Source organism: Promineifilum sp. (SeqCode), from assembly GCF_041918635.1.
Taxonomy (GTDB): domain Bacteria; phylum Chloroflexota; class Anaerolineae; order Promineifilales; family Promineifilaceae; genus Promineifilum.
In genome coordinates, this window is record NZ_JAYRVJ010000219.1 from 1 (window position 1) to 6,758 (window position 6,758).

6 protein-coding genes are annotated in these 6,758 nt (G+C 68.3%); all 6 read right to left on the reverse strand.

Going from position 1 to position 6,758, the window contains the following annotated elements; translation table 11 throughout:
* A partial coding sequence (locus ACE3UY_RS07515) for a hypothetical protein (RefSeq protein WP_374686923.1) occupies positions 1-481 on the reverse strand: 481 nt, incomplete at its 3' end.
* Positions 482-515: 34 nt separating this feature from the next.
* Positions 516-1,715 carry a glycosyltransferase family 4 protein gene (locus ACE3UY_RS07520; RefSeq protein WP_374686924.1) on the reverse strand — a complete coding sequence of 400 codons (1,200 nt, stop codon included), beginning with the start codon at positions 1,713-1,715 and terminating at the stop codon, positions 516-518.
* Positions 1,712-3,256, reverse strand: a complete 1,545-nt coding sequence (locus ACE3UY_RS07525) for an O-antigen ligase family protein (RefSeq protein ID WP_374686925.1) — start codon at positions 3,254-3,256, stop codon at positions 1,712-1,714. Before ACE3UY_RS07525 ends, ACE3UY_RS07520 begins: the two co-directional genes overlap by 4 nt.
* On the reverse strand, positions 3,253-4,986 hold the full coding sequence (locus ACE3UY_RS07530; protein WP_374686926.1) for a glycosyltransferase family 2 protein: 1,734 nt from the start codon (positions 4,984-4,986) through the stop codon (positions 3,253-3,255). Before ACE3UY_RS07530 ends, ACE3UY_RS07525 begins: the two co-directional genes overlap by 4 nt.
* On the reverse strand, positions 4,976-6,214 hold the full coding sequence (locus ACE3UY_RS07535) for a glycosyltransferase (protein WP_374686927.1): 1,239 nt from the start codon (positions 6,212-6,214) through the stop codon (positions 4,976-4,978). The genes ACE3UY_RS07530 and ACE3UY_RS07535 overlap by 11 nt, the downstream gene beginning before the upstream one ends.
* 3 nt (positions 6,215-6,217) lie before the next feature.
* On the reverse strand, positions 6,218-6,758 hold a 541-nt coding region (locus ACE3UY_RS07540; RefSeq protein ID WP_374686928.1), incomplete at its 5' end, for a glycosyltransferase.

Below are 6,758 nucleotides of genomic sequence, written 5' to 3' on the forward strand. Positions count from 1 at the left end.
TGACCACGCCGCCGTGGCGGTTGGCGTCCAGCCAATGGCGCTGCCAGCGGTAGGTGCGCGGCTCCGGCCCGTCCGGCCGCCAGTTGCCGGCGTACTTGACCCAGCGATAGGGCGGCGCGCCCGCGCCGCGCAACAGGAGCAACGCCAGCAAGCTAATGTTGGCCGGGCAGCGGACGTGCACCGCGTCGGCGCGGACCATCTCGTGACGGATGACCCGGCTGTAATGCGGGTAGGCGCGCAAAATGTCCAGCTTGTCCCACGGCGACTCCCCGCCGGCCGGCGCGACCGGCCGCAGCCGCAAGCGGTCGGTGGTGTAGGGCTGTGTGCCGCCGGGCGACGCGCCGGGATAGACAGGCGCGACGTGTACCACCTCATCGAACAACTCGGCCAGATAGTCCAACTCGCGCACGGTCGCACCCCAACCGGCGTAGCCGCCGTCGGCGTGGTAATGCGGAGTGTGGGAGATGATCAGGAGTCGCATGGTCAGTATTCAGTAAGCCAGTAGTCGGCGGTCGCTAATCGGCAGCAGCGATCCTCTGCCCCCCCGCCCCCCTGCTCCCCTGCTCCCCTGCATCCACTTGCGCCAACTCGCGCAAGAGCGCCTCATACTCCGCCACCCGCTCGGCCCACGTGGCGCGCGCGGCCAGTTCGAGCGCCTGGCAGCCCATGGCGGCGCGGCGGGCGTCGTCGCGCAACAGGCCGATGATGGCCGTGGCCGTGGCCTCCGGGTCGTCCGGCGGCACGCTGACACCGGTGACGCCCTCCTGGATAGCCTCGGTCAGACCGCAACCCTGGCTGACGACGGCTGGCAAGCCGCAGAGCGCCGCCTCCTGGACGACGATGCCGTACCCCTCCACGTCGCCGCCAGCCGTGCGCCGGCTGACCAGCACAAAGAGGTCGGCAGCCTGGTAGGTGCGGAGCAGCGCGTCGTCGGAAGCCATGCCGGCGAAGCGCACGTGGTCGGCCACGCCCAGCTCGGCGGCCAGCGCGGCGAATTCCGCCTCACGCCGCGGCAACCCGACCATGACGTAGAGCGCATCGGGGCAGGCGGCGACGACGCGCGGCAGGGCGCGAATGACCACGTCCTGCGCCTTGCGCTCGCCCACCTGACCAACCGTCAGCAGGACGCGCCGGCCCTCCAAGCCCAGTTCGCGGCGCGCTTCGACCGGGCCGGCGGCCGGCCGGTAGCGCTCGCCGTCGGCGGCATTGGGGATGACAACCAGGCGGCGCGGGCGGGCGGCGTCACGGATGAGGCCGGCGGTGTAGTCGCTGACGGCCACCACGACCCCGGCTCGCTCCAGCGCCGCCCGCGTCAGCCGGCGGGCGACGGGCCGGGTCTGGAACTCGCTGCCGTGGCCGACGGCCAGCCAGGGCAGCCGGTGGCGGACGGCCACGACCGCGGCCAGCCACAGCGCCCGCTGCCCGGTGGCGACCAGCGCGTCGGGCCGCCGGTCACGGACGATCCCTGACACCAGGCGCAGCCGGTCAACCCACCACAGGCCGCGCCCCCGTTCGGGCAGCGGCGTCACGTCGAACGGCTGGGCGCGGTTGAAGGCGTCGCGCGCGGCGGCCGAGACGTAGCTCTGTGGCGCGACCACGTCCACGGCCCAACCCAGGCGCGTCAGGTGGCGCGCCAGCTGGTGGGCGTGGGCGCCGATGCCGCCGGGGCCGGGCGGGAACTCGCTGCTAAGCAGTAGCAGGCGCGGGCGGCTCATCGGCGGTTCGCCTCCTTGTTGACGGGCGTCGGGTGAATGGGCCGGTCTACCCTGGCCCGTGTGGCCTCTGGGGGGTAGACATGCGGCTCCACCCCTACCGATGTATCTTCCGGCTGATCTGCCCCGGCGTCCAGACGCCAGGCGACAAGCGCCAGTCCAAAGGCCAGCGGCACGGCTACTACGCGCATGGCGGTGTGGAGGGTGATCGACATCGACCAGACGGCGAGGGCGGCTGTTGTGGCGCGGCTGAGGCCGGGTCGATTGCCTAGATAGCGCGAGATGAGCATGACCGCCATGATGGCGATCGCCAGGAGGCCGAACAGCCCGTGTTCGGCCAGCAGTCGGGTCAGTTCCGTATGGGCCGCCACCGACATGCCGAGCACTTCGCGATGGTAGTCGACGGCCTGTCCCACGCCCACGCCGACCAGCGGGTTATCGAGGAAGGCCCGCATATCGGCCTGCGCCGCCTCCAGCCGGCCGGTGGTATCCGTATCCTGGAAGCGTTCAGCCAGCGTGCCGCCGGTGAAATTGTCCAATGAAGGAAAAACGATGGCGCTGAGTAGCGCGGCAAAGAGGACGAACAGCACCAGGAAACGCCGCCGGCCGCCGCGACTGCGCATCAGGTGAAAGCCGAAGAAGGCCAGCCCCACGCCGAAGCTGTAGACGCCGCCGCGCGAAAATGTCAGCAGCGCCTGACCCAGCATCAGCAGCGTGATGACCATGATGGTCAGGCGAGGCCCGCCGCGTCGCGGCATCAGGGTAAATAGGATGACGCCCGCCAGCGCGCCCAGCCCCAGCATGTTGGAAACCTGATTAGGGCCGTAGCCGCCGCTGGTGATCCAGTTCGATTCGCCCTGAAAGGCAAGCAGGTTTAGTTCGGTCAGCGTCGTGTAGACGGCGACAAACGTGATCGTCAGGATCGGGGCCATCAAGGCCAGCAGGACGCGAACCGCCACGTCCCGGTCCATCGACCGCGCCCACAGGTAGAGCGCCAGCATGATCAAGGCCAGGTGACCGGACAGGTTGAAGCTGAGCGGATCGCGCGCCTCGCCCAGGCCAACCTCCAGGATGGTCAGCACCGCCCCCGGCATTAGCGCCAGTAGCAACAGCATCGGCCACACCGTCCGCAGACGGCGCTCGCCGGCATCTCGCCCCCACTCTACAACCAGGGCCACAAAGATGATCAGCACGATGGCATACTTGGCAAACTCCCACAGCAAATGGGCCTGTGCCATGCGCCACAACACCTCGCTGGCGGCGATATAAGTTACCGCATAGGCCACCTGGTGAGGGCGCTTGAGCAGGGCCGCGCGCAGGCCATAGAGCACGGCCAGCGCGGCGTGGGCCGTCGCCGCCCAGGGCGAGGCGCTGGCCAACGCCGCCAGCGGCACGTGGGCTAGCAGAAAAAGGAAGATGCGCACATTGGGGGACGCGACCAGGTCGCGCGCCGGATTACCGGTGTGGCCGGGCGGATGGCCCGCAGGCGAGCTGATTACAGGAGGCGCGGCCGGGCGCGCCGGAGCGTGAGGCGAAGGACTCATACAGCCAATAACTCCCCGGCCGAGGCCGGCTCCTCCACCCGGTTTCTCACAGGGTTGAAGGGCACAATAGATGGATGGTCGCGCAGCAAAGCGCGGCCTTGGGCCAGCCGGGCGCGATTCTGTCGCCACGTATCTGGCAACAGAATGAACATAGCGAGGGCACGTAGAAGCCGCCGTATGCCGCGTTCTGAACCGCGCAGTGTGCCCACGGTGCGGATGAGCAATGCTTCATTCACCTGGGCCGGCGTGAAGTAGCGCTGCCATAGATACCCCTCGGTCGGGGCCAGCAGATGGCGGCGGAAGCCGGCGCGGCCGGCGGCGCGGGTGACGACACGCGCGCGGTGTTGACGCAGGCCGCCGCGCGGCGCGTGCAGATGGACGACCGAGGCCGCCGGGTTGAGGGCCAGTTGCTTGCCGGCCAGGTAGAGGCGCATGCCAACGTCAGCGTCGGCCCGCTCGCCGCGCTCATAGGCCAGGTCGAATAGACCGGAATCGCGCAGCGCAGCGACGCGCAGTAGCGAATTATTGGTGGGGAACACGTCGCTGTCGCGGATGATCCGGAACTCGGCCGGCAGCGCTCCCGCCCCAAGCTCTTCGGCCACGCCGCAGGAGGCATCAACGCCGAAGCGCGCCAGGAACATCAAGTGCTGCTCAATGAGATCGGGCAGGATTTCGTCGTCGTCATCCAGAAACAGCACTGCCTCACCTCGCACACAGGCCAGCCCCGCGTTGCGCGACGAGCATTGTCCGGCCACGTCCCGCCACAAGACGCGCAACGGCAGATCGGTGAACCGCTCCGGCCACGTGGTGTCGCGAACAGCCATATCGGTCTGATCGACCACGATGATCTCCAGCGGCGGCACGGTTTGCCCGCGCAGCTGGTCTAACAGGTTGAACAGATGCGGGTAGCGGTCGAGTGTCGGGATGAGCACGGAGACGGTGGCGACTGGCAAGGCGAGTCGTTGGTCGTTGGTCGTTGATTGTTGGTCGGTGGCCGCTTGCCCCTGCCCCCCTGCCCCCCTGCGCCCTTGCGCCCCTGCCCGCCAGGCTCGAGTGGCGGCAACGATGGGCGCGCCGTGCCGCAGCGCGCGCCACCACGCCCAGCCGGCCCACATGCGGCCATAGCGCCGCCGCACAAAGCGGAACTCGTCGGCCAGAGTGACGTGTGGCACAGGATTCTTATCCTGTGTTCTTGCCACAGGATAAGAATCCTGTGCTATGGAATCGGACAGCAGCCCCGGCGCATGCCTCATCATCGCCCCGCGGGCTATCCAGCGGTGGCCAAGTTCCAGCGACGCCCCGGCCAGCGTCTCGAACGCCGCATCCGGGCCGCCCAGCCGGCGCAGCACGGCCGCTCGCACCAGGCAGGTTCGCAGAGACAGCCGCCACGAGGTCGGACCGGCGGGCGCATCTCGCCCCAGAGCCGGGTCAGGGTCGCGATTGAAGCGCCAGACGGGATCGACGTAGTCGATCAGGCGCGGCAACCCGCCCATGCCCAGCGCTAACCCGGCGTGGAACACGTCGCCCGGCGTCCGGGCGGCGGCAATAACAGCCGCCGTGTCAGGCGCGCCCAGCGCGGCATCCCAGAACAGGACGAACTCAGCGTCTAGATCGACACCCTTGGCGGCCGCAGCCACGGCTGCCGGCGTGGCCCCCGTCATGTGCGTCTGCCCCAAACTCCACGTGGGGCCGCCGTTCCCGCCGGCGATCCAGATCAGGTCAATCCGCATGGCGCGTCACCATTTCCTCGTAGAAGCGACCAAAGTCGGCGATCTGTTGCGGCAACTGGAAGAAGGTGCGCACCCGCTCGCGCCCGGCGTTGCCCATGCGGCGGCGCGCCTCGACGTCGCCGGCCAGCAGCGCCAGCTTGTCGGCCAGCGCCGCCGGGTCGCGCCGGGGGACGACGAAGCCGGTCACCCCATCCATCACGTTCTCGCTCAGCCCATCGGCGTCGCTGGTGACCACCGGCAGGCGCATCGCCTGAGCCTCCAACACGGCATTGCAAAAGCCCTCGGACACGGCGGCGTGCAAGAACACATCGGCCCAGCGCATCTGCTCGGTGACCACCTGATGCGGTTGGGCGCGCAAAAAGGTTACACACGCCTCCAGACCTAACTGGTAGCGCGTGAAGGTCAGCCCCTCCAGGCTCTTGCCTTCGCCGATGATGCGATACTCAAACGGGACACCCCGGTCGCGCAAGAACTGCGCCGCGCGCAGGGCGTACTCGTACCCCTTAACCCATTCCAGCCGGCCAACACTCAGGATACGCAGCGGCCGGTCAGGGCCGACAGGACTTCGCTCATGGCCGCCCAAGTCACCCGCAAAGTAGTGAATGTCGATGGCCGGCGGGATGAACGTGTGCGGCTTGTCGGGCGGGCAGCCGCGCCGCAATGCCCGCCGCCACAGGTCTTTGCCCAGCAAGTGCAGCGCGTCGGCGTCGCGCCAGAGCGCGTCATAGTGGCTTGGGTTTTCCAGCCCGACGTAGCTGATGTCGTAGCCGCGAAAGCTGGCGCTCAGGCGACAGCCCAGTAGCGCTTTCAGATAGGTGCGGCCGACCGCCAGCGCGCCGAACTCAAAATGGATAACGTCGGGCAATAGCGCGATCACAGCGGCATCCAGATAGAATCGCTTGAAGATAGCCAGCCCATAGCGCCGCAGCCCACGCTGCCAGTAGCGCGCCGTCGCCTGTGGCGCGCGCAGGAAGGTCATTATCAGGGCCGGCAGCCACAGGAGCGCCACTAGCCAGGCGGGATCGTGCCGCCACTGGCGGTGAACGCGCGCCCTCAGTTCCGGCCGTTCGTTCAGCGCCGGGAAGATGTCCCACGGTTGCGTGGCGATCTCGTCGTTCTGGTAGACGAGATGCACGTCATGGCCGGCGTCGACCAGGCCGACAAATTTGTTGACGATGAACGTCTCGGACAGACGCGGGAAGCCGGGGACCATCATGATCAGTCGCATGGCTCAGGCTACCCTCCGGAACAGCTCGGCGAAGGCCGTTACCTGATCGTCCAGGCGAAAATCGCGCTCGACGCGTTCACGGCCAGCGGCGCCCATCCGCGCCCGCAGAACCGGCTCGCGCCACAGACACTCCAGCGCGTCGGCGATAGCCGGCGCATCGTAGGGTGGAACTAGAAAGCCCTCGACGCCGTCGCGCACCGCCTCGCCTATGCCGCCGACGTTGGTGGTGACAACCGGCAGCCCGCACGCCATCGCCTCCAGCACGGCGTTGGCGATGCCCTCGCTGAGACTGGAAAACAGGAAGACGTCGGCCGACTGCAAGTGGCGCACAACCTCGGCTGTGGGCAGGCGGCCGAGCCAGCGCACGTGATCTCCTAGCTCCAAGTCCTGGATGGTGAACAGTAGCCGCTGCGTCTCGTCGCCCGCGCCGATGATGTCGAATTGGATGGGCGCGCCGCGCTCGACCAGTTGGCGCACACCCATCAGCGCGTACTCGTACCCCTTGCGCCAGATGATCGCGCCGGTCGTGACAACGCGGAACACA